The sequence below is a fragment of the Achromobacter sp. genome (assembly GCF_050285565.1).
Classification (GTDB): Bacteria; Pseudomonadota; Gammaproteobacteria; order Burkholderiales; family Burkholderiaceae_B; genus Achromobacter.
The window spans coordinates 409,567-432,744 of sequence record NZ_JBLZXG010000001.1 but is presented as its reverse complement, the minus strand read 5'-3'; the positions used below and the strand labels follow the sequence as shown (position 1 = coordinate 432,744).

Genomic DNA, 23,178 nt, shown 5'->3' with positions numbered 1-23,178 from the left:
GCGCGCGCCACGGTTCAATGGGTGTGCATGTGCTCCGCGCGCGCCGCGCCGTGGCCGGCGTCCGCGTCATGCTCGTGTCCGTGGTGCATCAAGGTCGTCACGCTGTAGATCAGCGCCACGCCCACACCCACCAGCAACAACTGCGGCACCGCATCGGCCAGGGATACCCGTTCGTGCATCTGCGGCATCAGGTCGGCCACCGAGATGTATAGGAAGCTGCTGGCGGCAACCACCAATACGTACGGCACCCAGTCCTGGGCCTGCTGCAGCACGAAGTAGCCTATTATGCCGCCCACGGCTGAACACAAGCTGGTGAACAGGATCAGCGCGAAGGCGCGACGGCGCGCCAGACCGGCGTTGAGCAGCACTACGAAGTCGCCCAGCTTGTGCGGCACCTCGTGCACGATGATCGAGGCCGCCGTCAGCACGCCCAGCAGCGGATCGGTCAGGAAGGCAGCCGCCACCAGCACGCCATCGCACAGGTTGTGCAGCGAACTGCCGATCAGGATCAGCACGCCCCCGCGCCCCGCCTCGTGACGGTCGTGGCCATGATGATGATGGTGCCCGTCGCCCTCGTGATGGTGGCTGTGGCGCAGCAGCGCGATTTTCTCGAGCACGAAAAAGCCGATCAGCGACGCCAGCATCAGCCCGAACAGCACGTGGGCATCGGCGGCAGCGCTCTCGAAAGCCTCGGGCAGCAGGTGTAGCAGCGCCACCGACAGCAGCACCCCCACGGACAGGCTGACCATGTGATGCAGGTAATGGGCGAACACCTTGTAGGCCAGCCAGCTGGCGACAAGGACGGCGATGAGGCCACCGGTGACGGTGGCAAGCAGAACCCAGAGCAGCAGCATTGGGGGACGTATTATTGGAAACGGAAGCGAAACATTATATTGTTACGCCGGCAAAAGCAGAAATAGGCCGCCCGGACAGCCAGGCGGCCCATCGGTTCCATCGCGGCCGGCCGCGCCGGAAGATCAGTGCGCCTGTTCCCAGTTCTTGCCCACGCCCACCTCGGCCACCAGCGGCACCCGCAGCTCGGCCACGTTGCACATCAGGCGCGGCAGGGTCTTCCTGACCAGCTCCAGCTCGGCGTCGGGCGCTTCCAGCACCAGTTCGTCATGCACCTGCATGATCATGCGGGTTTGCAGTTTTTCGGCCTCGAGCCAGTCCTGCACCGCCACCATCGCCATCTTGATCAGGTCGGCCGCGGTACCCTGCATCGGCGCGTTGATCGCCGCGCGCTCGGCGCCTTGGCGACGCGGCCCCGAGGCGCCGCGAATCTCCGGCAGTTGCAGCCGGCGGCCGAACACGGTCTCGACATAGCCCTGCTCGCGCGCCACCCTGCGCGTGTTCTCCATGTACATCGCCACGCCGGGATAGCGGGCGAAGTAACGGTCGATATACGCCTGCGCCGCGTCGCGCGTGATGCCCAGGTTGGACGCCAGGCCGAACACCCCCATGCCGTAGATCAGGCCGAAGTTGATCGCCTTGGCCGCGCGCCGCTGCTCGGACGACACATCCGCCAGCGCCACGCCGAACACTTCCGATGCCGTGGCGCGGTGGATGTCCTCGCCGGCCGCGAAGGCGCGCTGCAGATTGGCGTCGTCCGACACGTGCGCCATGATGCGCAGTTCGATCTGCGAGTAGTCGGCCGACAGCAGCATGCCCTGCTCGGCGATGAACGCTTCGCGCACCCGGCGCCCGGCCTCCGTGCGCACCGGGATGTTCTGCAGATTGGGATCGGACGAGGCCAGCCGGCCGGTGATCACCGCCGCCTGCGAATAGTGCGTGTGCACGCGGCCGGTGTCCGGGTTGATCATGCGCGGCAGCTTGTCGGTGTAGGTGGACTTCAGCTTGGACAGCCCGCGGTACTCCAGCAGCACCTGCGGCAACGGGTAGTCCTGCGCCAGCTTGCTCAACACTTCCTCGTCCGTCGACGGCGCGCCGCCGGCGGTCTTGCGTACCACCGGCAACTGCATGCGGCCGAACAGGATCTCCCCCAGTTGCTTAGGCGAATTCAGGTTGAAGGGTTGTCCAGCCAGCTCATAGGCCTTCTGCTCGAGCAGCAGCATTTCCTGGCCCAGCTTGTGGCTCTGGCGTCCCAGCTCGGCGGCATCGACCTTGACGCCGTTGCGTTCGACCGTGGTCAGCACCGCCGACACCTGCATCTCCAGCAGATAGATGCGTTGCAGTCCGGCATCGGCCGCCACCTGCGGGCGCAGCACCTGGTGCAATTGCAGCGTGAAATCGGCGTCCTCGGCGGCGTAATGGCCGGCCTTGTCCACCGCCACCTCATCGAAGCCGATCTGTTTGGCGCCCTTGCCGCACAAGTCCTCGTACGAGACGCCGCTGCGGCCCAGGTAACGCTGCGCCAGGTCGTTCAGGCCGACGCTGCGATGCGACTCCAGCACATACGCCTGCAGCATGGTGTCTTCGGCGATACCGGCCAGACGGATGCCTTCGTTGGCGAACACGTGCGTGTCGTACTTGGCATGGTGCAGCAGTTTCGCGCGCGAGGCGTCCTGCAGCCATGGGCGCAGCCGTTCGAGCACCTCGTTCTTGGGCAATTGCGTCGCGCCATCGGGGCCGCGGTGCGCCACCGGGATATAGCAGGCCACGCCCGGCGCCACCGCCATCGACAGCCCCACCAACCGCGCCTGCATTTCGTCCAGCGAGGTGGTCTCCGTATCCACGGCCACCAGGGACGCCGCCGCCACCATTTCCATCCACGCGTCGAACGCCGCCCAGTCGTCGATGATGCGGTAATCGTGTTCCGCGGGCGCCGCGGGCACCTCGGCGGCCACGCGCGCATCGCCCGTCGGCACGCGTTCGGCGTCGCCGGTCAGGTCGCGCAGCCAAGTGCGGAAACCGTAGCGTTCGTAGAGTTCGGTCAGGGTGGCCACATCGCGGTCGCGCGGCGTCAGGTCGTCGACGCGGTCGACGTAGCCGGTCAGATCGCAATCGCACTTTACCGTCAGCAACTGGCGCGTCAGCGGGAAGTTGGGAATGGCATCGCGCAGGTTGTTACCCGCCACGCCCTTGATGCCCTCGGCGCCCTCGACCAGCTTGTCGATCGACCCGAATTCGGAGATCCACTTGGCGGCCGTCTTGGGGCCGACCTTGGTCACGCCCGGCACGTTGTCGACGGTATCGCCCACCAGCATCAGGTAGTCGACGATGCGGTCCGGCGTCACGCCGAACTTGTTGAGCACGCCGGCCTCGTCCAGCACCTCGCCGCTCATGGTGTTGACCAGCGTGACGTGGCTGTTGACCAGTTGCGCCAGGTCCTTGTCGCCGGTGGACACCACCGTGTGCACGCCGTGTTCGGCGGCGCGGCAGGCCAGCGTGCCGATCACGTCATCGGCCTCGACGCCCTCGATGGCCAGCACCGGCCAGCCCAGTGCCCGCACGGCGCGGTGGATGGGCTCGATCTGGGCCGCCAGGTCTTCCGGCATGGGCGGGCGGTGCGACTTGTACTCCGGATACAGATCGTCGCGGAACGTCTTGCCACGCGCATCGAAAACACATGCGGCATACTCTGCCTTATAGTCGGATACAAGCTTGCGCAACATATTGACCACGCCATACAGCGCACCCGTAGGTTCGCCTTGCGCATTGCGCAAATCCGGCATAGCGTGGAAAGCGCGGTACAAGTAGCTTGAACCGTCGACCAGCAATAAGGTTTTTTTCATGGTTACAAAGGCAGATATGGCAACAACTGCGGCAACAACTGCGGCAACAACTGCGGCGACGCCCGCCGAAAAACAAATTCCGCTGATTATGTCAGAGTTACGGACGGCGGCGGAAAAGCTCGCGCACATCGGGCCCGCGGTCAGTGTCTTCGGCAGCGCCCGCATCAGCCGCAACTCGCCCCACTATGAAACCACCGTGGCCATCTCGGCCGCGCTGGCCGAGGCGGGATTCGCGGTCATCGCGGGCGGCGGCCCGGGCATCATGGAAGCCGCCAACAAGGGCGCCTTCGAAACCGGCGGCACTAGCATCGGGCTGAACATCAGCCTGCCGCACGAGGCCCACAACAACGAATATCAAACCATCAGCCTGTCGTTTGAATACTTCTTTTCGCGCAAGGCCACGTTCTTCATGCACAGCATCGCCTACGTGGCGATGCCGGGCGGCTTCGGCACCCTGGACGAGCTCTTCGAAGCGCTGACCCTGATCCAGACCGGCAAAGTCCCGCCCGCGCCCATCGTGCTGGTGGGCAGCGAGTACTGGTCCGGCCTGGTCGAATGGCTGGGCGGCCAGGTGCTGGGCAATGGCATGATCGGCGCGCACGACCTGGATCTGTTCATCATCGAGGACGATCCGCGCAAGGTCGTGCGCAAGGTGGTCGAATTCCACCAGAAGGTCAGCACGGAAGCGCAGTACGCGCCCTCGCTGCCGGCCTGACGCCCGCCAGCCCGCGCCCCTGGCCGGCAACGCCCGGCGGCCCCGCATCGCGGCCGCCGGCTTGCGTCTATTTGCGCAGGAACGACGGCACCACCTCCGCCGGAATCGGGCACACGTATGGCTGGCCCCGACGCATCGCCAGCAACTCCTCCTTGGCGCGCGCCAGCGTCTCGGGCTGGCCATAGAGGTCGGCGGCGGTCGCGGCGATGATCTTGGCCGCATGCACCATGCCTTTGTGCGCCAGCGACAGCTTGCCCTGCGCCACCATCTGCCACGAATGGAACGGCGTGCCATAGGCATAGCAGGCGCCCCAGCATTGCGCCGTGGGCGTTACCCAACTGACGTCGCCGACGTCGGTCGAGCCGTAGCTGATCTCGTGCTTGCCGGGGTCGTAAGGCGCCACGCCGCTGAACAACGGCGTCGGGTTGCGCAGCACCGCGCCCAGGTTCTTGCCGGCGTTGTCGATGTCGTCGGCCGAAATCGCATCCCACATGCGGCGCGCGGCCTGCTGCTCGCCCTCGGTGTAGGCGGGCCCCTGCAACGCCTGCATGTTGGCATACATGACCTGGTTGAGCACGCTGTTGGGAATGTAGTTCGAGCAGGCCTTGTCGAACACGATCTCCAGCTCGCAGCCGGTCATCAGCGCCGCGCCGCGGGCCACGTTCTTGACCCGTTCGTACAATTCGGCGGCCTGCGAATTGATCGGCGCGCGCACCAGGTACAGCACCTCGGCGCGCGCCTGCACCACGTTGGGCGAAATGCCGCCGCTATTGGTTACCGCGTAGTGCACCCGCGCGTCCGGCACCATGTGCTCGCGCAGGTAATTCACGCCCACGTTCATCAGTTCCACCGCGTCCAGCGCGCTGCGCCCCAGATGCGGCGAATTGGCCGCGTGCGCGGCCACTCCGCGAAAGCGGAAATAGGCCTGGATGTTGGCCAGCGAGGATTGGTGGAAGATGCCGGTGTGCGAGGCCGGGTGCCAGGTCAGCGCCGCGGCCAGGTCGTCGAACAGGCCGGCGCGCGCCATGAAAGTCTTGCCCGAGCCGCCCTCCTCGGCCGGACAGCCGTAGAAGCGGATCCGCCCCGGCAGGCCATTGCGCGCGAGGAACTCCTTGACCGCCACGGCCGCGCAATGCGCGGCCGTGCCCAGCAGATGATGGCCACAGCCATGGCCATTGCCGTTGGGGGTCTCCGGCGAGGGCTGGCAGGCGTAGGCGCCGCTTTCCTGGCTCAGGCCCGACAGGGCGTCGTATTCGCCCAGGATGCCGATCACCGGCCCGCCCTGGCCGGCCTCGGCGACGAAAGCAGTCGGGATGCCGGCCGCGTCGCGGGTGACACGAAAACCTGCCTCTTCCAGCATGGCAATGTGCAGTTCGGCCGACTTGTGCTCGTCATAGCGCAGTTCGGCCAGGCTCCAGATGCGGTCGCTCAGTTCGGCGTAGCGGTCGCTGCGCGCGTCGATGAACGGCGCGAGAATATCAAGGGCTCCCATCGTGTCTCCAGTGGCGGTCTACAGGATCTGCGAGCGCCGGCCACGCTGCATCGCCGGCAGTGGCAAAACGTCATTCGTCGAGCTCGATGGCAGCAGTTTCAATGATTTCTCGATCGGCCGCCAGCGTCCGGCAAGCGAGCCGGCCGCGACGCGAATGCCGTGGCGGGCTCAGCGCAGCGCCCGCTCGATCGCCGCGCGCGCCTGCCCAATGAACGGGTCTTCGCCCGGCCGCGGCGGCAACAGGCGGAATTCGACATCGGGCAAGGGAGGCAGGCCGGCCGCCTGCAGGCGGCCGATGCCGGGCGCCAGCGCCGATTCGTTCAGGCAGGCCACGCCCAGACCCGCCGCGATCGCCAATTGCAACCCCGCCACCCCCGAGGCCACGTGCGCCACCGCGTACGGCACGGCACGTCGCGCCAGCAACCGTTCGGCATACTGCCGCAGCGCGCAGGTCTCGGGCAGCGCCAGCAACGGCAACGGGCCGGGTGGCGCCGGCGCGCCTTCGGCCGCCATCCACAACAGCGATTCGCGCCGCAGCAGCGGCCCCCGCGCCCGGCCCTTCAACGCGCCGCGTTCCTGGATCACCATCGAGATTCCGACATCGACCTCGCCACGCTCGTAGGCGGCCTCGATCGTGCCGCTCTTCATGATGGTGACGTGCATGCGCACCTGGGGATACTGTTCGTTCAGGCGCCGCAACAGCCGCGCCACGTCGCCGGGGCGAAAGTAATCGGTGATGCACAAGCGCAACTCGCCGCGCAGCGCCACGCCGCGCAGATCGCGGTAGGCCTCGTCGCTGAGCGCCAGGATGGCGCGCGCATGGGCCAGCAGGCGCTCGCCAGCCGGGGTGGCGATCACGCCGGCCTTGCCACGGATCAGCAGCGGCTGGCCGGCACGCTCCTCCAGCTTGCGCATCTGCTCGCTGACCGACGATTGCGACAGAAACACCTTGGGCGCGGCCGCCGTCAGGCTTCCCGCATCCAGCACGGCCACCAGCGTGCGCAACTGGTCGAGATCGAATCCGGACATGGCCTATTCAACGGTTTTAACGATGGTTAAAATCGTAAATTCCCGCTTTTCCGATGTCAATCCCGTCCCTAAACTGGCTCCATTCCCCTCACCCAAGGAGCCTGTCATGCCCCACATCGTCGTCCACGTTTCCGGCCAGCCCGACCCCGCCCGCAACCGCCGCATCGTCGACGCAGTCGCCGGTCTGACCGAATCGGTGCTCGGCAAAAAGCCGCCGGTGATCGCCATCACCTTGCAATACATTCCCCACGACCAATGGTTCATCGGCGCGCGGGCCTTGTCCGAACTGGGCAAAAACGCCTTCCACCTGGATATCAGCGTCACCGACGAGACCAACACCAAGGCCGAGAAGGCGCGCTTCATCCAGGATATCTACGCGTCCTTCAGCGATATCCTGGGTGAGCTGCACGAATGCTCCTACGTGCACGTCATCGACGCGCGCGCGGCAGCCTATGGCTATGGCGGCAAGACACAGGAATATCGCCACCAACACGCCTGAGACCCGCGCGTCGCGAGCGCCGGATCGCGCCAACGCCACCCCGCCCCGGCGCCTGGCAAAGCCTGGCCATCGACGAAAAAAAGCCGCGCACCCCGAAAGGTGTGCGGCTTTTCCGATCCCGGCATGGCGGGGCTCCCGCCCCGCCAGACTCAGACCGCGGATTCGCGCGCGGCGCGCTTGCGCTCGTTTTCCTGCAGGTGGCGCTTGCGCAGGCGGATCGACTTGGGCGTGATTTCGACCAGTTCGTCGTCGTCGATGAATTCCACGGCGTATTCCAGCGACATCTGGATCGGCGGCACCAGGCGCACGGCTTCGTCGGTGCCCGAGGCGCGCACGTTGGTCAGCTGCTTGCCCTTGATCGGGTTCACGACCAGGTCGTTGTCGCGGCTGTGGATGCCGATGATCATGCCTTCGTACAGCGCATCGCCCGGGTTCACGAACATGCGGCCGCGATCCTGCAGCTTCCACAGCGCGTAGGCCACGGCGTCGCCGTTGTCCTGGCTGATCAGCACGCCGTTGCGGCGCTCGCCGATCGAGCCTTCCTTGATGGGCGCGTATTCGTGGAAGATGTGGCTCATCAGGCCGGTGCCGCGCGTCAGCGTCAGGAACTCGTTCTGGAAGCCGATCAGGCCACGGGCGGGAATCAGGTATTCCAGGCGGGTGCGGCCACGGCCGTCCGGCTGCATGTCCTGCAGATCGCCCTTGCGGCGGCCCAGTTCTTCCATCACGCCGCCCTGGTGGGCGTCTTCGACGTCGATGGTCAGCGACTCGAACGGCTCGCACTTGACGCCGTCGACTTCCTTGAACACCACGCGCGGACGCGACACGGCCAGCTCGTAGCCTTCGCGGCGCATCGTTTCCAGCAGAATGGTCAGGTGCAGTTCGCCACGGCCCGACACCTCGAACACGGTGTCGTCACCGGTGTCGCGCACGCGCAGCGCCACGTTCGACTTCAGTTCGCGATCGAGGCGGTCGCGCAGCTGGCGGCTGGTGACGAACTTGCCTTCACGGCCGGCCAGCGGCGAAGTATTGACCATGAAGTTCATGGTCAGCGTCGGCTCGTCGATGCGCAGCATCGGCAGCACGTCCTGCGTCACCGGGTCGGTCACGGTGCAGCCGATGCCCAGGTCTTCGATACCGTTGATCAGCACGATGTCGCCGGCTTCGGCTTCATCCACCACGACGCGCTCCAGGCCGTGGAACTTCAGCACCTGGTTGATGCGGCCGCGGCCGCCCTGGCCTTCGGGGCCGAACTTGTAGGCCACTTCCATGCCGGGGCGCATGCGGCCGCGGTTGATGCGGCCCACGCCGATCTTGCCGACGTAGCTGTTGTAGTCCAGCGAGATGATCTGCATCTGCAGCGGGCCGTTGGGATCGTCGTCACGCTGCGGCACGTACTGCAGAATGGCTTCGAACAACGGACGCATGTCGCCTTCGCGCACGTCCGGGGTCAGGCCGGCGTAGCCGGACAGGCCCGAGGCGTACACCACCGGGAAGTCCAACTGCTCGTCGGTCGCGCCCAGCTTGTCGAACAGGTCGAAAGTGGCGTTGATCACGAAATCGGTGCGGGCGCCCGGGCGGTCGACCTTGTTGACCACCACGATGGGCTTCAGGCCCAGGGCCAGCGCCTTGCGGGTCACGAAAATGGTCTGCGGCATCGGGCCTTCGACGGCATCGACCAGCAGCAGCACGCCGTCGACCATCGACAGCACGCGCTCGACTTCGCCACCGAAGTCCGCGTGCCCCGGGGTGTCGACGATGTTGATGTGCGTGCCTTCGTATTCAACGGCACAGTTCTTGGCCAGAATCGTGATGCCGCGTTCTTTTTCCAGATCGTTCGAGTCCATGACCCGTTCGGTCAGCGCCTGGTTTTCGCGGAAGGTGCCGGATTGGCGCAGCAGCTGGTCGACCAGGGTGGTTTTACCGTGGTCCACGTGGGCGATGATGGCGACGTTGCGCAAGGCGCGAGTCATAGCGAGTCCTTTAAGGTGGTGGCGGGCAGCAAGCCCGCCGGCAATTCGTTCAGTGCAAGCAATGCCTGCTTCGGGTCTGGCATCGCCTGCAAGGCATCCAGCGCAACGGCGCGTTCCAGAGAAAATGGCCCGACGTGCGTGCGCCGCAGCGCCGCCAGGTGGGCGTAACAGCCCAGCGCGCGCCCGATGTCCTGGGCCAGCGTCCGGATGTATGTGCCTTTACTGCAAGCCACATCGATCTCTGCCTGCGTCCCGTTCAGGGATAGCAGGTCGATGCGGTAAATCGTAATCTGCCGCGGCGGGCGTTCCAGCTCGATGCCCTGCCGCGCGTATTCGTACAGCGGCTTGCCGTCGCGCTTGAGCGCCGAATACATGGGCGGAATCTGCTCAATCGTGCCGGAGAATCGTGACAGCGCATCGCGCAGCGCCTGCTCCTGGATCACGAAGCCGGGCGCGGCGGTGGCCACCACATTGCCGGTCAGGTCGCCGGAATCGGTTTCCTCGCCAAATTGCAGCGTAGCGCGATACGCCTTGTCGGCGTCAAGCATCGCGCCGGAAATTTTTGTCGCCCGTCCCATGCAGCACACCAGCAGGCCAGTGGCGAAGGGGTCGAGGGTGCCGGTATGGCCGGCTTTCGCCGCGTCCATGGCACGCTTGGCGCGTTGCAAGGCGTGATTACTCGACAAACCCACGGGTTTGTCGAGCAACAGCACACCGTCGAGCGCAAGCCCGCGTCGTTTAGCCATCGTCGGAATCCGGAAATTAAAGCAGTGACGACAGCCCGATCAGGACTGGTCTTCAGGTTCGTCGGGCACGCCCGAGTGCGGGCCGGGCCGGTTTGCGCGGTCGATGAGGATCGACATTTCGATACCACGGGCAATCTGCTCGTCGTGGAAGAAGCGCAAAGTGGGGACAGTATGAATGTGCAGCAGCTTGTAAAGCTGGGAGTGCAGCCAGCCGGCCTTCTCGTTCAGCAAGGCGGTCGCGGCCTCGGGCTCGGCGCCCAGGACCGTAAAATATACCTTGGCATGCGCGTAGTCGGTCGACAGTTCCACACCGGAGAGCGTGATCAAGCCAGCGCGGGTCGTGTCGATCTCGCGCTGGATGATCCCGGCCAGATCCTTCTGGATCTGGTCGGCCAGCCGCAGATTGCGGCCGGGGATGGCTTTGGACTTATGACGGCTCATTAGAAATAATGCCTCGCGACGCTTTACAGCGTACGCGCGATTTCCTTGATTTCAAAGACTTCCAGCTGGTCGCCCACCTGGATGTCGTTGTTGCCGCGCAGCGTAAGACCGCAATCGAAGCCCGACTTGACTTCCTTGACGTCGTCCTTGAAGCGGCGCAGCGAATCGAGCTGGCCGGTCCATTGAACCACGTTGTTGCGCAGCAGGCGGACCTGCGAATCGCGACGCACCAGGCCGTCGAGCACCATGCAACCGGCGATGTTGCCGATGCGGGAGATGCTGTAGACCTCGCGGATCTCGACCAGGCCGATGATCTCTTCCTTCTTTTCGGGCGCCAGCATGCCCGACATGGCCGCCTTCACTTCGTCCACGGCGTCGTAGATGATGTTGTAGTAGCGCACGTCGATGCCGTTGGTCTCGGCCAGCTTCTTGGCGCTGGCTTCGGCGCGGACGTTGAAGCCGATCACCACGGCGTTCGAGGCGATCGCCAGGTTGATGTCGCTTTCCGAGATGCCGCCCACGGCGGCGTGCACCACTTGCACGCGCACTTCGTCGGTCGACAGCTTGGTCAGCGACTGCACCAGCGCTTCCTGCGAACCCTGCACGTCGGTCTTGACGATCAGCGCCAGGGTCTGGGTGCCTTCGCCCAGGTTGTCGAACATCGATTCCAGCTTGGCGGCCTGCTGGCGCGCCAGCTTGACGTCGCGGAACTTGCCCTGGCGGAACAGCGCGATTTCGCGCGCCTTGCGCTCGTCGGACAGCACCATCAGTTCGTCGCCGGCGGCCGGCACTTCGGTCAGGCCCTGGATTTCCACCGGGATCGACGGGCCGGCGGCCTGGATCGGCTTGCCGTTCTCGTCGAGCATGGCGCGGACGCGGCCGAAGCTCGCGCCAGCCAGCACCACGTCGCCGCGGTTCAGCGTGCCGCTCTGGACCAGGATGGTCGCGACCGGGCCGCGACCCTTGTCCAGACGGGCTTCGATCACCAGGCCCTTGGCGGGCGCATCGACCGGCGCCTTCAGCTCCAGCAGTTCGGCTTGCAGCAGCACGTTTTCGAGCAGCGCATCGATGCCCTCGCCGGTCTTGGCCGACACCGGCACGAACGGCACGTCGCCGCCGTACTCTTCCGGCACCACTTCCTCGGCGACCAGTTCCTGCTTGACCCGCTCGGGGTTGGCGCTGGGCTTGTCGATCTTGGTCATGGCCACCACCATAGGCACGCCCGCGGCCTTGGCATGGTGGATGGCTTCGCGCGTCTGCGGCATCACGCCGTCGTCGGCCGCGCAGACCAGGATGACGATGTCGGTGGCCTTGGCGCCACGGGCACGCATGGCGGTGAACGCCTCGTGGCCCGGGGTATCCAGGAAGGTCACCATGCCACGCTCGGTTTCCACGTGGTAGGCGCCGATGTGCTGCGTAATGCCGCCGGCTTCGCCCGCGGCGACCTTGGCGCGGCGGATGTAGTCCAGCAGCGAGGTCTTGCCATGGTCGACGTGGCCCATCACGGTCACCACCGGGGCGCGCGGCAGTTGTTCGGCTTCCGACACGCTGGCGGTTTCGTCCAGGAAGGCTTCCGGGTCGTCGAGCTTGGCGGCGATCGCCACGTGGCCCAGTTCCTCGACCACGATCATGGCCGTTTCCTGGTCCAGTACCTGGTTGATGGTGACCATCTGGCCCAGCTTCATCAACTGCTTGATGACTTCGGCGGCCTTGACGGACATCTTGTGAGCCAGGTCGGCCACGCTGATGGTTTCCGGCACGTGCACTTCACGCGCGATGAATTCCTGCGGCGCCGGCTCGTTGCGGCGGTCGTTCTGCTGGTTGCGGCCACCGCGGCCGCCACTCTTGCCACCGCCCTTGCCACCGGCACGCCAGCCGTCACGGCTGGCCGGCGCCGCCGGCTTGTCGGCCGGTTTCTTGCGCGAGGCGTCATCGGACCAGGTCGAAGCGACTTCGGCGGTCTTGATGGTCTTCTTGGTGCCCGGCGCGGCGGGCTTGGCGTCCTTCTTGGCGCCCGGGGCGGCATTGGCCTTGCCGGCCGGCTTGTGCAGCGTGCCCGAGATCGGCGCGGCCGCGGCGGCGGGCGCTTCCGGTTCGGGGGCGCGCAGCACCTTGCGCGGACGGTTCAGCATCTCGCGCAGGGCGGCGGCTTCGGCCTCGGCGGCACGGCGGGCTTCGTCGCGGCCAGCGCCGGTGGCGGAGGCGGCGAGCGGCGGGCCGGCGCGGCGATTGTCGGCACGGTTGCCCACCTTGACGGCAGGCGCGGCGGGCTCGGCGGGCTTCGCGGCGGATTTGACGGATTCGGATTTCGCGGCAGGCGGCACCTGCGCGGCGACAGGCGCGGCGGCCTGCGATGACGATGGTTCGGACTTATTGGCTAGCACAACGGGTTCCGGCTTGGCTTCTTCAGCCTTGGGCTCGGTGGATTCAGTCTTGACTTCGGGCTTGGCCTCTTCGGCCACGGGCTCGGCAGGAGCGGGCGCCGGCGTCGGTTCCGGTTCAGGCTGGGCCTGGACTTCAGCGGCGGGCGCCGCGACGGGGGCGGGCACTTCGGCCGCGACGGGTTCTACAGGCGCGGCCGCTTCTACCGGCGCGGGCGCTTCTACAGCAGCGGGCTCTTGCACCGGGGCCGGAGCCGGCGCCTGGGCAGGCGTGGCTTCGCGCGGTTCGGCCGGCTTGACCGTTTCGGGCACGGCCGGTGCGGGCACCTGCTGTGCTTCCTCGACGGTCGCTTCTTCCTCAGCGCGGGCGCTGGCGGCCTGCTCCAGGGCGATTTCGGAGGGATCACGCTTGACGAACACGCGCTTCTTGCGAACCTCGACCTGGATGGTACGCGAGCGGCCGGTGGCATCAGCCTGGCGGATCTCGGAGGTCTGGCGGCGCGTCAGGGTGATCTTCTTGCCTTCGGTCGCGCCGTGGGCGCGACGCAGCGATTCGAGCAATTTCGCCTTGTCGCTGTCGGTGACGGAATCGTCCACCGATTTGAGGTCAACGCCGGCCGAGCGCAGCTGTTCCAGCAGCACATTGGCAGGCATTTTCAGCTCGGTAGCGAACTGGGCGACGGTGTTACTCGACATTAGGCTCTCTCTTCCCTATATGCAGCTATTACAAACAACGTGAACGAGCGGGGGACTCGAAGGCCCTCCGCCGCAGACCCGTGTCCTTTTGGTTATTCTTCATCGAACCAATGGGCGCGGGCACGCATGATGAGGTCGCTGGCTTCCTGCTCGGTCAGGCCGGCGATTTCCGCCAGCTCGTCCGTTGCCAGTTCGGCCAGATCATCACGCGTATGCACTTGACGCTCGGCCAGCTTGGCGGCCAGTTCGGGCGTCACGCCTTCGAGTTCAAGCAGATCCTGCGCCGTTTCAAGGCGCTCTTCCTGGGCAATGGCCTCGGTCAGCAGCGCGTTGCGGGCACGGGCGCGCAACTCATTGATGGTGTCTTCGTCAAACGCCTCGATTTCCAGCAGTTCCTGCATGGGCACGTAGGCGATTTCCTCGATACCGGTAAATCCTTCGTCGATCAGGATGTCAGCGACTTCCTCGTCGACGTCCAGCTTGCTCATGAACGTGGTGCGCAGACCCGAACGCTCGACTTCCTGGCGGTTCAGGCTTTCTTCCGGCGTCATGATGTTGATCTGCCAGCCGGTCAGTTCGGATGCCAGGCGCACGTTCTGGCCCTTGGCGCCGATGGCCTTCGGCAGGTTTTCCTCGTCCACCACGACGTCCATCGCATGCTTGTCTTCATCGACGACGATGGATTCGACGTTGGCCGGCGCCAGCGCGCCGATGACGAACTGCGCGGGGTCTTCCGACCACAGCACGATGTCGACCTGCTCGCCGCCGAGTTCGTTGCGCACGGCGGTCACGCGCGAACCGCGCATGCCCACGCACGTCCCGATGGGATCGATACGCTTATCGTATGCCACGACGGCGATCTTCGCACGCACGCCGGCATCGCGGGCAGCGGCCTTGATCTCGAGCAGACCCTGCTCGATCTCGGGCACTTCGTTCTCGAACAGCTGGCGGATGAACTCGGGCGACGTGCGCGACAGGATGACCTGCTGGCCACGCGCGGCGTGGTCCACACGCAACACGAAGGCGCGCACGCGATCGGCAACCCGCAGGTTTTCCTTGGGGATCATTTCGGAGCGCGGCAGGCGCGCTTCGATCTTGCCGGTTTCAACGATGGCGTCGCCCTTGTCCATGCGCTTGATCGTGCCGGAAACGATGGTTTCACCACGGTCCAGGAAGTCGTTCAGCACCTGTTCGCGCTCGGCGTCGCGGATCTTTTGCAGGATCGCCTGCTTGGCGGCCTGGGCGCCGATGCGGCCGAACTCGATGGGCTCCAGGGGCTCTTCGATGTACTCGCCTTCCTTGATGCCGGGGACGATTTCCTCCGCGTCCGACAGCATTTCCTGCTTGTCGGGTTCTTGCAGGCCGGCCTCGTCGGGCACGACCAGCCAACGGCGGAAGCCTTCGTGGTCTCCCGTTTCCCTATCGATGGAAACACGAATGTCCGCATCATCCTTGAAGCGCTTTTTCATGGCCGAGGCCAGCGCACTTTCGAGAGCGCCGAACACGACGTCACGCGTGACGTTCTTTTCACGCGCCAAGGCATCGACCAACAGAAGAATTTCGCGACTCATCGCTTTTTGCCCTTGAAATCCAGAACGGGATCCAGTTTTGCACGCTCGATGTCTTCGACCGTGAAATTCAACACCTGGACTTCGTTCTTTTTTGCCTCAAATTCGAGACCGAACACGGTCTTGTGCATGCCAGCAGCCGCGTCGGAAGCAGCGGCGTCGTCTTCCGGCACGGTCAACGTGCCCGAGAAGACCTTGCGGCCGTCCAATGCTTCGCGCAGCTTGATTTCGATGCGCTCGCCTGCGAACCGGCGGAACTCGGCCTCGGTGCGCAGCGGGCGATCCACGCCCGGCGACCCGACCTCGAGGCGCTTGTAGTCGATGTTCTCGACCTCATAGACCCGCGACAATTGGCGGGACACCTGCTCGCAGTCTTCGATGCGCACACCGCCGACCCGATCGATCGTGACGCGCAAAAGGCCCAGCGCGGCACGTTCGACGTCAACGAGTTCGACGCCCATGCCGGCCAGTGCCTCTTCGGTCAATGCGAATAAATCAGCCATATACTCAAAAAAAATGGGCTGCACGCCCAGCCCACCGTATTGCACAGTGCCCAGCCGCCACCTTACTGCACGTAAGGAGCAATGCCGGGCGGTGCCCTATATTGCGACCTAATTTTCGGCCCGCGCCGCCCTTGCGGCACCTGCGCCAGCTTCGCTTTCCGTGTCCGCGCTGTCCGTGTCCACTTGCCACATCTGCCGCCCCACCCGCCGTGCCAATCGCCACAGCCAGGATGCACGCAATTACATGCATTCCAGCGCGCCAGACGGCAAAACCGGGGGCGCGAACCAGGGAACGCGCAACGAACGCGAAGCCATGAAAACCATTGATTTTACCAGATAAACCAGAAAAACGCCTGATTCGTCGAGGGCTTACGTTTATCTGGGACACATCGGGCCGGCGGCGCCCCGGGACGCCGCCTCAAGGTGACGGTTTAACGCCCCCGGCCACCCCGACCGCCCATCACGCCGAGACGCGATTCATGGGCCGACGCGCCACGCGGCTGCCAGTCGTCGCCGCGTGGTGCGGCCCCGCCACGCGCCGCGCGCGGCTTGCCACCAGCGCCGGGCCCCTTGTTGCCACCACCGGCACGCAGGCCTTCGGCCTTGTTGCCACCGCGACCGGCGCCGGCCGGCTTGCCAGCGCGACCGGCATTGCCACCCCGCGCACCCGCCGGCTTGCCTGCCGGCTTGGCGCCGGCCGGCTTGCGGCCGGCCCCCGCGGGGGCCTCCGCCGTGGCGGCCACCGGGCCGTTGGCGGCCGCGGCGCGCACACCGCGCCCTTTGCCACCGCCCCCTCCTGCCTTGCCACCGGCACCACGCCCGGCAGCCTTGTTGCCGCCCGCGCCCGCCGCGCCACGGCCACCACCGCCGGACTTGCCGCCCTTGCGGTTGCCGTTGGCCTCACCAGCCAGCGGATGGCCATTGGCATAGCCACCAGCAATCATCAAGCCGGTTCCAAAGGGATCGGACGGACAAGCCGCCGTCTGGCCGGCACTGCCGACCCGGCCGCCCTGGATCTTGCCGCGGCGCCCGATACGAGCGCCGTTCATGCCGTTGCGCTCCATGGTGCCAAAGCCCGGCGGCAAGGCGCTGTCATGCGACTGCGGTTGCTTGGAGCGGCGGCGGTTGCCGCCGGATTCGTCGTCTTCCCGCAACAGGCCCAACTGCACCATCAAGGCGGTAACCAGCGAGGCATCGAGTTCTTCCCAGCGACCACGGCGCAGCGTGCGCGGCAGGACCACGTCGCCAAAACGCGTGCGGATCAGCCGGCTGACCGTCACACCGACCGCTTCGAACATGCGCCGCACTTCGCGGTTGCGCCCCTCCTGCAAGGTCACGCGATACCAGCGATTGCTGCCGTCGCCCCCCAGATAGTCGAGGGCGCCGAACGCGGCCTGGCCGTCTTCCAGTTCGATGCCGTCGACCAGCGACTGGCGCTGCGCCTCGTCCATTTCGCCCAGCACGCGCACCGCGTATTCACGTTCAGTGCCGTAGCGCGGGTGCATGATGCGGTTGGCCATGTCGCCCGAGGTGGTGAAGATCAGCAGACCCTCGGTGTTCAGGTCGAGACGACCGACCGACAGCCACTTGCCGGTGCGCAGCTTGGGCAAGCGCGCAAACACGCTGGCGCGGCCGCCGGGATCATCATGACTGACGATCTCGCCCGCGGGCTTGTGATACAGGATCACGCGCGGCGGCTTCTTGGTGTTGGTGCGCATGATGGGCTTGCCATTGACGCGCACCTGGTCATTCGGGGCCACGCGCTGGCCGATGTGCGCCGGCTCGCCGTTGACCGACACGCGGCCGGCCACGATCAGTTCTTCCATTTCGCGGCGCGAGCCGATGCCCGCGTCGGCCAGTACCTTGTGCAGCTTGGGCATGACCGCTTCGCTGTTCAGGTACTTGCCCAGCCGCTGCTCCATGCGATCGGCGGTATCCAGGTACGACAGCGCCTGCTCGGCTTCCTGCTCGCCACCACGGCTGTCGGCGTTATCAGCCTGGCCGGGGGCGGCGGCCTGCGCGTCGGCCGCGGGCGCCTGTTCGGCGGCGTCGCCGCGACGGCGACGGAACGGCGTGCGCAGCTTGCGGCCACGGCCGCGGGCCTCGCCCTCGGCGGCCGGTTCGCGGCTGACGGAGGTTTCCGCCGGCCCATTGGAAACGGCGTCATCGGGACGCGGGTTGTCGTCCTGCATTGCGGTATTCGTTGTCACTGGGACAGCTCCGAATTTCAAACTTGGGGAGGCCTGCCGGAGGCAGGCACATCGTCATCGGGGGACGCCGGCTCGCGATCAGCCTCAGGCTGACCGGAATCCGGCTCGGCAGGCTCCGCCGCGGCGGAGCCGGTATCAGGCTCGAACGGCCTGGCGCCAGGCACCAGCGGTTCGGCCTTGTCCAGCGGTTCGGTCGGTTTCGCGCTTTCCGCGTGCTCGACAGTTTCGTCCGCGGCGCCGGATCCGGCGGCTGCGTCGGTACTGCCAGTCTCTGCGGGATGGTCGGGCGACCCGCCATGCGCCTCTTGGGCGACATCCACACCCGGCGCCTCGGCTTCATCGAAGCGCCCGGCATTCCCGATGCCCGCGGAAGGCGCATCGGACAAGCTTGCGGCTTGCGCCCGGACGGTGGAATCGTCTGCGGGAATCGCGTCTTCTTCTGTGCGCGAAAGCGAGGATTCTACGCTATCACCAGCCGCGGCGGGGGCATCGTCGTTCGAAACAGACAATTCCGTCATCGAAATATTGGATTGCCCCCCCTCATCCGCTAGCGTCTCAGCCGCGGCCAGCGACCCGACAACCTCGTCCGACCGGGCTCGATCCCCCCCTTCGGCCGCCGCCGCATCGCCTTCTTCCGCGGCCTGCGCCAGTTGCTGCACTTCGCCCAGATCCAGCCCCGCCAGCGCGGCGGCGGCATGCGCCGACTCCAGCGCGGGCAATTCGTCCAGCGCGCGCAACCCCAGGTCATCCAGGAATTGACGCGTGGTGCCGAACAGGGCCGGCCGGCCAGGCGCATCGCGATGGCCGATCACCTCGATCCAGCCGCGGTCTTCGAGCGCCTTGACGATGTTCGACGAGACCGTCACGCCACGAATGTCTTCAATGTCGCCGCGCGTCACCGGCTGACGCCAGGCCACGATGGCCAGGGTTTCCATCACCGCGCGCGAATACTTGGGCGGCTTTTCCGGATTGAGCCGCTCGAGGTAGCGCTGCATGTGCGGGCGACTCTGAAAACGCCATCCGCTCGCCAGTTGCACCAACTCCAACCCGCCATCGGCCCAGTTGTTCTGCAGCGTTTCCAACAACGCGCGCAGCGCACTGTTGTCGAATTGTTCATCGTCCCCGAACAGCTTGCGCATTTCGGAAAGTTGCATCGGCTGCACCGCGCAGAGCAGCGCGGTTTCCAGCACGAGTATCGCCTCGCTATCGTTCATCGACATTCAGATTCAAAAAAGGGCCAACTTGCGTTAGGTTGAAAATAAGGCTATTATTCTTTTCTCAGACGCGGGGTGGAGCAGTCTGGCAGCTCGTCGGGCTCATAACCCGAAGGTCGTAGGTTCAAATCCTGCCCCCGCAACCAAATTGATCAAGGCCTGGCGAATGCGCCGGGCCTTTTTCATTTGCGGCCGGCAGATTGCCCGCAGGATTGCCCACAGCCGGATTGACAGCCGCGAAGCCCGCTCGCGGCAGACCAGGCAGAGGCCGGCACAGAGACCACCACAGAGACCAACAAAAACCCAGGCGGCCGCCATCAACGCGCCCGACGCCGAAGCGCCCGCAGCCAGAGCGGTCATAGTCAGAGCCGCCATGACCAGAACAGTCATCCATGGCAGCAGCACCATGGCAGCAGCACGAAACACGCGGGGAAGATGGAAATTGCGGGAACGGCGCGAGACAGCGATCCGCACCGCCGCCCGGACCACGCCATGGGCAGAACGGCTACAGACAGCGCTGGTTTGCGTATTTCTCACGAGAATCCTGTATTTACTGCCAATCGCTGCCTATCGCTGCCAACCGCCGCCAATCGCCGCGGGCTCGCGCGGCGAGATTCGCGCCATTCGAGATGGGCTGCGTGCATCCCCCGGGGCTAGGCGGGGAGAAATCCGTCAGCGACAACGCGGCAAGAGATAAATGCTGTCAGCGACAAATTCGTTTAAGCAAAATCTGGAAAAGCTGGCGTCCATGGCACGCAGGGCATGGGCACATAGGCATATGGCAAACAGGGCCCTTGTATGCTCAATATGCCGACTACCATGCCAACGAGCCCGCGAAGCGCGCCACTACCTGGCGCTTTTTTTTCGCGGCAATCGATATTGCGGCAATCGATATCTAGAACCTGAATCTTCAGGCACGGCCACCGGCGCCACGCGCCTGCGGTCAGCATCCGGACAACAACCCGGCGCGCCTCCCCTGATGCTCCTGGCGCCCGGTTTTGCCGACACCGGCCACGAGCCGGAATCCGGCACACCCACCGGAACCACGATTCTTGAATGTCTGAGACTACATGCTGGCGGACATTGGCCCAAGCCCTGATGCACAAAGCCCGGCCCGTCGAGGCAGCAGCCAAATTATACCGTTATATACCCCACCCTCAAGCGATGCGCGCGAATCGCACTCAGCCTGGAGCCACTTAGGACTGATCCCAAGGCGCCGAGCCCAGCCTTTGCACCAGGAAATCCAGCATCGAACGCAGGATCAAGGGCATCTGCCGGCGCGACGCATAAACGCCATAAATACCGAGTTCCTGCGGCCGGGCCTGCGGCAGGATCGCCTTCAGACGCCCTTGGGCCACGTATTCGGCGGCGTAATAGGTCGGCAACATGGCAATACCCGCCCCCTCCAGGGCCGCTTGCGACAACACCGACACCTCGTTGGCGCTGATGTTGCCACTGACCGGCACATCCACCGGCACACCTTCGCGCTCGAAGCGCCACAGGCTCTTGCCGAAATAGGAGTGGGTCAGGCAATTGCGCAGGGAAAGATCCTCGATCCGCGCCGGCTCGCCCTCGCGCCGCAGATAGTCGGGCGAGGCGCAAACCACCGAGCGGCATACCGCGAGCTTGCGCGCGATCAGGTTGGGATCGAGGTCATTGGTGATGCGCACCGCCAGATCGACCCGTTCCTCGACCAGGTTGACCGCGCGTTCGACCAGCATCAGGTCGACCGAGGTGCCGGGGTGCAACTTGACGTAGTCGGTGACCACCTTGGCCAGGTGGCGCGAGCCGAACGACATGCTGGTGGTCATGCGCAACAGGCCGCGCGGCGTATCTTCGGGCGTGGACACCGCGTTGCGCAGGTCGCCCACCATGTCGAGCATCTGGCGGCAGCGGGGCAGCGTTTCGGCCCCGGCCGGCGTCAGGCTCAGGCGCCGCGTGGTGCGATGCAGCAGACGCACCCCGACCCACTGCTCCATTTCCGCAAGGTAACGCGACACCATGGCCCGTGACATATCCAGATGAACCGCCGCCGCCGACAAGCTCCCCCTGTCGGCGACCTCGACGAATACCTGCATCGCTTTCAATCGGTCCATGATTGTCTCGATTTTTGCATCAGACTCTGCGGTTATACCGTACTTCCGTGCACTTTCCGCGCCTTGCAGGACAGGTGCCAGACCATTTCAGGCTCTGGGGCGACGCGCGCTCAGACTGGAAACTGCCCCAACGCGGCCGCCGCCAGCGCGCGCACCTCGTGCACGTCCACGCCCTGGACGATACACACCAGCCGTGACAGCCGCTCATCGCCCGGCCACTGCGACAGCGGTCGGATCGGGTAGAGTTCGCCATGCACTCCGTGCACCTCGCACGGCAGCACCTCACCCTCGAAACAGACCAACCCCTTCATCCGCAACAACGCCTGCCCGAAGCGCTCCTGCACGCGCGACACGCCGGCCAGGAAGGCAGCACGCCCGATCGGCGCGGTCAGCGCCAGCGAAAAGCTCGCCACCTGGGCATGCCACCCGGCCATCGGCTTGGCAAATGCCTGCAGCCACCCCGCCAGGTCAGTGCCATCGCGCCGCGCCTGCGTGTCAGGCCCCTCGCGCAACGCCTCCACCACCGGGGCGTCGGTGCGCTGGACACAGCGGCGCGCCCCCGGATTGATCGCGGCCACGAGCTGCTCGACATGACGCAACTGCGCCGCATCCACCAGGTCGGACTTGCTGAACACGACCGTATCGGCCAGGGCCAGCTGCCGCAAGGCCTCCGGCCGCGCCTCCAGATGGCGCGGCCCGTGCCGCGCATCCACCACCACGACAGCGCCTCGGTAGGCATAACGCTCGGCCAGGAAACGGTCGTGCTTGAGCGTGAAGAGCACGGGCGCGGGATCCGCCAGGCCGCTGGTCTCGATCACTACCCGGCGAAATGGTTTGATGCGACGCGTCAGGGCCAGCATGAACAGGTCGCGCAGGGTATCCGTCACTGCGCCACTGACCGCGCAGCACAGACACCCTCCTTCGATCAACACGATGTTGTCCTGCGCCAGGCGCACCAGGTGATGATCCACACCGACATCGCCATATTCATTGACGATGACCACGGCGTCGGCATAGGCCGGCTCATGCAGCAGGCGATTGAGCAGCGTCGTCTTGCCGCTGCCCAGGAACCCCGAAATCACCGTCACGCCGATGCGCTTGTCGCTGTCCAACCCCATCCCTTTCACGGGCCTGCCCCCGCCCTCGCTATTGCTCCCCCAAGACGGGAAACGGCTCCCGAATCGTAGCCAATTCGCTCGCCGGCCGCGTCGCCAGCCAGAAGCATCCCTTGGAACGTACCACGCCCGGCCACTCCTCCCGCATCCAACCCCACAACAAAAGAAATGTTATTACATACTAAAATAGAGGCGAAACCCGCCTGCACAGCCTGCCGGAACCGCGCGGAAATTCGATAAAGAAAGCAGGGATAGGCGTGAAGGTGTCCGCAACGAGCGAGCGAAGTGTAGAAACCAAAAGGGCCACTCACTTGCGTGAGTGGCCCTGAATTCTTTGGCTCCCCGAGCTGGGCTCGAACCAGCGACCTGCGGATTAACAGTCCGTCGCTCTACCGACTGAGCTATCGGGGAACTGCTAAGAAACGAGATTATGAAGGAAAAATTTGAAGTGTGCAAATCCGATGTTTTTTCACGCCAGCCTTGCGCCCGGTTTCCCATTGCGAAAAAACTCTGATATGATTTCGGTCTTTCCAGATCAGGCCCCCATAAACAGGGTGTGAACTGCGAAGAAAAGATGTTTTGCTCGAAGTTCTGGCTTGCCGGAAACGAAGCAAATGGTCTTGCCGGCATAGCTCAGTTGGTAGAGCAGCGCATTCGTAATGCGAAGGTCGTAGGTTCGACTCCTATTGCCGGCACCAGAATTCAAAAAGCAGCCCGCTCGGGCTGCTTTTTTCATTTCCGGCCCGCAAAGGCCAGGCTATCCGGCCTTACCATCGCTGCCCCCGCGCCGCCCCACAGCGCCGCC

16 protein-coding genes and 3 tRNA genes are annotated in these 23,178 nt (G+C 65.3%); 4 read left to right on the top strand and 15 right to left on the bottom strand.

Translation table 11 applies throughout. From position 1 onward, the window contains the following. Positions 1 to 14: 14 nt before the first annotated feature. The gene (locus ACN6O8_RS01900; protein ID WP_427989387.1) at positions 15 to 854 is read right to left on the bottom strand and encodes a ZIP family metal transporter; all 840 of its coding nucleotides are present in this window, start codon (positions 852 to 854) and stop codon (positions 15 to 17) included. A gap of 123 nt (positions 855 to 977) precedes the next feature. Next, positions 978 to 3,695 (bottom strand): DNA polymerase I, encoded by a 2,718-nt coding sequence (gene polA / locus ACN6O8_RS01895; RefSeq protein ID WP_427989386.1) that lies wholly within the window; start codon positions 3,693 to 3,695, stop codon positions 978 to 980. 88 nt (positions 3,696 to 3,783) lie between these two features. Between polA and ACN6O8_RS01890 the strand changes: the two genes are divergently transcribed. Next, entirely contained in the window at positions 3,784 to 4,410 is a 627-nt protein-coding gene (locus tag ACN6O8_RS01890) for a TIGR00730 family Rossman fold protein (protein WP_427989385.1), read from the top strand. A gap of 67 nt (positions 4,411 to 4,477) precedes the next feature. On the opposite strand, the gene ACN6O8_RS01885 is transcribed toward ACN6O8_RS01890, so the two are convergent. Together ACN6O8_RS01885 and ACN6O8_RS01880 are read right to left on the bottom strand one after the other, a co-directional pair. Next, on the bottom strand, positions 4,478 to 5,902 hold the full coding sequence (locus tag ACN6O8_RS01885; protein WP_427989383.1) for a M20 family metallopeptidase: 1,425 nt from the start codon (positions 5,900 to 5,902) through the stop codon (positions 4,478 to 4,480). A gap of 168 nt (positions 5,903 to 6,070) precedes the next feature. Further along, positions 6,071 to 6,931, bottom strand: coding sequence for a LysR family transcriptional regulator (locus ACN6O8_RS01880; RefSeq protein ID WP_427989382.1), 861 nt, complete (start codon positions 6,929 to 6,931; stop codon positions 6,071 to 6,073). 106 nt (positions 6,932 to 7,037) lie between these two features. Between ACN6O8_RS01880 and ACN6O8_RS01875 the strand changes: the two genes are divergently transcribed. Further along, positions 7,038 to 7,430, top strand: coding sequence for a tautomerase family protein (locus ACN6O8_RS01875; RefSeq protein WP_427989381.1), 393 nt, complete (start codon positions 7,038 to 7,040; stop codon positions 7,428 to 7,430). Between the two features lie 149 nt (positions 7,431 to 7,579). Here ACN6O8_RS01875 and typA read toward each other — a convergent pair whose 3' ends face one another. From typA to scpB, 8 genes are all read right to left on the bottom strand, one after another. Then, positions 7,580 to 9,403, bottom strand: coding sequence for a translational GTPase TypA (gene typA, locus ACN6O8_RS01870; RefSeq protein ID WP_427989380.1), 1,824 nt, complete (start codon positions 9,401 to 9,403; stop codon positions 7,580 to 7,582). Then, entirely contained in the window at positions 9,400 to 10,149 is a 750-nt protein-coding gene (gene truB / locus ACN6O8_RS01865) for a tRNA pseudouridine(55) synthase TruB (protein WP_427989379.1), read from the bottom strand. The genes typA and truB overlap by 4 nt, the downstream gene beginning before the upstream one ends. Before the next feature lie 39 nt (positions 10,150 to 10,188). After that, positions 10,189 to 10,590, bottom strand: coding sequence for a 30S ribosome-binding factor RbfA (rbfA, locus tag ACN6O8_RS01860; RefSeq protein ID WP_006388333.1), 402 nt, complete (start codon positions 10,588 to 10,590; stop codon positions 10,189 to 10,191). Positions 10,591 to 10,613: 23 nt separating this feature from the next. Then, the gene (gene infB, locus ACN6O8_RS01855; protein WP_427989378.1) at positions 10,614 to 13,667 is read right to left on the bottom strand and encodes a translation initiation factor IF-2; all 3,054 of its coding nucleotides are present in this window, start codon (positions 13,665 to 13,667) and stop codon (positions 10,614 to 10,616) included. A gap of 92 nt (positions 13,668 to 13,759) precedes the next feature. Continuing rightward, the gene (nusA, locus tag ACN6O8_RS01850; RefSeq protein ID WP_427989377.1) at positions 13,760 to 15,238 is read right to left on the bottom strand and encodes a transcription termination factor NusA; all 1,479 of its coding nucleotides are present in this window, start codon (positions 15,236 to 15,238) and stop codon (positions 13,760 to 13,762) included. Further along, entirely contained in the window at positions 15,235 to 15,738 is a 504-nt protein-coding gene (rimP, locus tag ACN6O8_RS01845; RefSeq protein ID WP_427989376.1) for a ribosome maturation factor RimP, read from the bottom strand. The genes nusA and rimP overlap by 4 nt, the downstream gene beginning before the upstream one ends. A 431-nt stretch (positions 15,739 to 16,169) precedes the next feature. Next, positions 16,170 to 17,930, bottom strand: coding sequence for a 23S rRNA pseudouridine(2605) synthase RluB (rluB, locus tag ACN6O8_RS01840; RefSeq protein ID WP_427989585.1), 1,761 nt, complete (start codon positions 17,928 to 17,930; stop codon positions 16,170 to 16,172). 35 nt (positions 17,931 to 17,965) lie between these two features. Continuing rightward, positions 17,966 to 19,162: an SMC-Scp complex subunit ScpB gene (gene scpB / locus ACN6O8_RS01835; RefSeq protein ID WP_427989584.1), complete on the bottom strand. Its 1,197-nt coding sequence runs from the start codon at positions 19,160 to 19,162 to the stop codon at positions 17,966 to 17,968. 69 nt (positions 19,163 to 19,231) lie between these two features. On the opposite strand from scpB, the gene ACN6O8_RS01830 reads away from it, so the two are divergent. Then, positions 19,232 to 19,308: transfer RNA gene (locus ACN6O8_RS01830), tRNA-Met, on the top strand. Between the two features lie 1,050 nt (positions 19,309 to 20,358). On the opposite strand, the gene ACN6O8_RS01825 is transcribed toward ACN6O8_RS01830, so the two are convergent. From ACN6O8_RS01825 to ACN6O8_RS01815, 3 genes are all read right to left on the bottom strand, one after another. Beyond that, positions 20,359 to 21,258 carry a LysR family transcriptional regulator gene (locus tag ACN6O8_RS01825; RefSeq protein WP_427989375.1) on the bottom strand — a complete coding sequence of 300 codons (900 nt, stop codon included), beginning with the start codon at positions 21,256 to 21,258 and terminating at the stop codon, positions 20,359 to 20,361. Between the two features lie 110 nt (positions 21,259 to 21,368). Continuing rightward, a complete protein-coding gene (locus ACN6O8_RS01820; RefSeq protein WP_427989374.1) occupies positions 21,369 to 22,376 on the bottom strand; it encodes a CobW family GTP-binding protein in 1,008 nt (335 codons plus the stop codon). A 332-nt stretch (positions 22,377 to 22,708) separates the two neighbouring features. Then, positions 22,709 to 22,784 (bottom strand) — tRNA-Asn (locus ACN6O8_RS01815). Between the two features lie 211 nt (positions 22,785 to 22,995). Here ACN6O8_RS01815 and ACN6O8_RS01810 point away from each other — a divergent pair. Then, positions 22,996 to 23,071, top strand: a tRNA-Thr gene (locus tag ACN6O8_RS01810). The last annotated feature ends 107 nt before the right edge of the window (positions 23,072 to 23,178 follow it).